Here is a 2,996-nt window from a genome sequence, read left to right as displayed (position 1 = left end):
ACCATTTAACTCTATGGACAATAATAGTTTACAACAAGCAAAACTAAAACAATTTCAATATAAAAACGAGAATTTTCAAGGGAAATTGTTTGATACTAACTTTTTTAAAGAATATTTTTTGACTGGTAGAAACGCGATTAAAGATGAATAATTAATAACTATCTTTAATTAACTTACGTTTTACTAAAGAATAAGCTAATTATACTGAATAATTATGATTAGCTTATTCTTATTTAATTATAAGAAAGCTACCACTTCAAATAGAATGAATAATAGATTTTAACAAGGTACAGCGCCTAACGGTCTGAAATTTGAAAGATAGTTTGATGGAACGAGGTCAGTGAAAAATCTTTATCCGATTATAAATTCCTAATTAGGAGTTGGAACAGAATATATGGATTATAATGGAAATTGGTATCATGAAAGTACGTTAAAGGAAACTTATAAAGATGGTCGTCCAAATCCTTTATTTAATGAAAATGCTACTAAAGATACATATATATAGTTACTATGAATAGGAGTGGTAATTTTGAATGAACAAAGATTCTTAATGAATGAAACAGAAGTAATTCAAGTAGTTGAGAGTATCAACGAATATGTTTCTAAGGAACTTTGGATGGATTTTGATGTTGCCTTATCTAACGGTTGGGATTTAACAATCATCGGTCGGTTAGATAATACCTTACAAGAAGCTAATATTGAAATCACTTTTGAGCAAATGTCTTTTGTTTCAATCCCTTTTGGATGGAAAACCGATACTTTAAGCTGTGTGATTCAATTATCCAATCAAAAAGAAATAGAGGAATTATCTAACAATTTTGAAGTGGAAATTGGTAATTATATTTTTAAGTTTATTGCCGATGATTTTAATGATGAAAAATATTATTTTGTAGGAGCTAAGAAAATCGCCTGTCTGTTGCTTGATAAATAGACATAAAAGCTTGAGTAAGCAGTAAAAATAGAATGGTTTAGAAATTATGTATTTTAGAAAACCTTGATTCGGGCGAGCCAATCAAGGTTTTCTCTAGAATCTGCCCTACTAACTGCTGAATAAAGCGATGATTTTAAACAATAAAATATCTAACTGTATAAAGGTTTTATGAGTAACATTTATACTCTTAAATATTTTACTTTTTTATCCTTGGTAATGCTGTTCAGATATATTACACAGCTTGCTTATCATCGCAATGACCATGAATGGAACGACCACGAAGTATGTGATCAATCCCGAAGCTGTGTTGTCTCAAGTGTTGATGGAAACCGATGCATCCGCAAACCAACCGCATGGTATGTGTACGGTAATGGCTTGATCGGACGCCAAGATACGAATGGAGCGTACCAAAGCTACCATTACGATCGTCGAGGAAGTACACTCGCATTAACCGATGCTAAGGGACAACTAACCGATACGTACAGCTACGGTACCTATGGTGAATCGTTAGGACACGAAGGAACCACCGAGCAACCGTTCCAATACAACGGACGCGACGGAGTCATGACCGATCCGAACGGGTTGTACCAGATGCGAGCAAGGTACTACAATCCAGAGATCAAACGCTTTGTGAACCGCGATGTATTGAGTGGAAGTATCGACGATGGGCTGACCATGAATCGATATGCGTATGTGAATGGGAATCCGATTTCGTATATCGATCCGTTTGGACTGAGTGCGGATAGTGACGAGATGTTGAAAACGGTTGGAAGTGGAGTAGCTGATGCGATTCCATATCTAGGAACGGTAAAAGCTTGGCAACAAGAAATCACAGGCGTAGATTACATTACAGGACAACAGCTTACTACAGGCGACCGAGTGGCAGAAACAATTGGCGGAGTTTCCGCTTTGATCCCAATTCCAGGTGCGAAATATGTCGGTAAATATGGAACCGAAGTGGCAAGCGATGCGGGTAGCTGGGTTATTAAGCAATTTGGTAAAGGTTCTATATCAACAAGAGTAGACAAGATTGCTTATAATGGTTATTATACTCGGAAACAATTCCGCAAAATATTGCATAATGCAATTCCAACTAATCATGGATTTAAACATTTAAAAGCAAAAACTATCAATGAAGCACAGTCTTTTAGCATCACTGGAAGGAAACAAGCACAATATTTGCCTGGTATAAATAACACAGCCTTGAAAAGAGAGGCATTATGGAAAGGAAATATTGTTTCGGAAGAAAAAGGAGCTATATATTTTATATATGATACAGGAAAGCCAATAGGATATGATTTAGGAATAGAGACTTCATGGATTCGCACAGAAATAACATCTGGAGGAGTTTTTCATGGATATCCAATTGCAGGAAAACGGTTAGAAGAATATTTAGGTAAAGCTGTTCAAAGATAAACTTTGGAGTTAATAGTATGAGAGTTAAATCAGAACTACCAATATTAAAATCACAACCCATACGGATATCTTCTTCTTCTTGGAAAGTGGACTACAATACTTTTGTAGAATTAGATCCAAAGACATTGAATGAAAAATGGATTAATTTCACAGAAGATTTACTTCAAATGAGTTATATTCGAGATAATATTATTTGGGATATTGGATGGTATCCAGAAGCAAACCCTCTAGGGGAATATGGATTAGAATTAATTAAAAATTTAGATTGGTCTAATCCGATAGAAAGTTATTCTACAAAGGATAAAGTTGCTTTGCTTGCAAAACTTGAATATTTATTATGGGTTGTTGGTCAAGGGTATTATAATTAAAGGTAGTTTGAAATAAATTTAAAATACAAGCTGTATATTTTACAGCTTGTATTTTTTAACTTAAAAATCGTTTAATTATTCGTTTTAATAGTTCAAACTCAAGCTATAAGAGATTGGTGATTCAAATTTGTGAAATTAGATGGAGTGAGTGCGGATATTGATAAGATGTTTAATGCAGTGAAAATATTCTTATCAAATGCTATTCATGATTTGGTGAATCTAAATTATTTATAGGAATTATTTAAATAAAATATTATGTTACAGGTCAAGAACTTTCTGTA

Annotated in this window: 3 protein-coding genes; all 3 read left to right on the top strand. The window is 33.7% G+C overall.

What is annotated here, in order from left to right:
• The first annotated feature begins 529 nt into the window (after positions 1 to 529).
• The 3 genes from PTI45_RS23530 to PTI45_RS23520 all read left to right on the top strand — a co-directional run bounded on the left by PTI45_RS23530 (position 530) and on the right by PTI45_RS23520 (position 2,715).
• Positions 530 to 931, top strand: coding sequence for a hypothetical protein (locus PTI45_RS23530; protein ID WP_069330026.1), 402 nt, complete (start codon positions 530 to 532; stop codon positions 929 to 931).
• 216 nt (positions 932 to 1,147) lie between these two features.
• The gene (locus PTI45_RS24520) at positions 1,148 to 2,347 is read left to right on the top strand and encodes an RHS repeat-associated core domain-containing protein (RefSeq protein WP_245703556.1); all 1,200 of its coding nucleotides are present in this window, start codon (positions 1,148 to 1,150) and stop codon (positions 2,345 to 2,347) included.
• A gap of 17 nt (positions 2,348 to 2,364) precedes the next feature.
• A complete protein-coding gene (locus PTI45_RS23520) occupies positions 2,365 to 2,715 on the top strand; it encodes a hypothetical protein (protein WP_069330024.1) in 351 nt (116 codons plus the stop codon).
• The last annotated feature ends 281 nt before the right edge of the window (positions 2,716 to 2,996 follow it).

It is taken from the genome of Paenibacillus nuruki, assembly GCF_001721045.1.
In the GTDB taxonomy this organism is placed as follows: domain Bacteria; phylum Bacillota; class Bacilli; order Paenibacillales; family Paenibacillaceae; genus Saccharibacillus; species Saccharibacillus nuruki.
The sequence above is the reverse complement of the archived record's forward strand: the minus strand, read 5'-3'. Positions and strand labels throughout refer to the sequence as shown.

Bases quoted from the DNA above. Each gene is read 5' to 3' on its own strand.
- PTI45_RS23520 (WP_069330024.1), top strand. From the start codon at position 2,365: ATGAGAGTTAAATCAGAACTACCAATATTAAAATCACAACCCATACGG.
- PTI45_RS24520 (WP_245703556.1), top strand. From the start codon at position 1,148: ATGCTGTTCAGATATATTACACAGCTTGCTTATCATCGCAATGACCAT.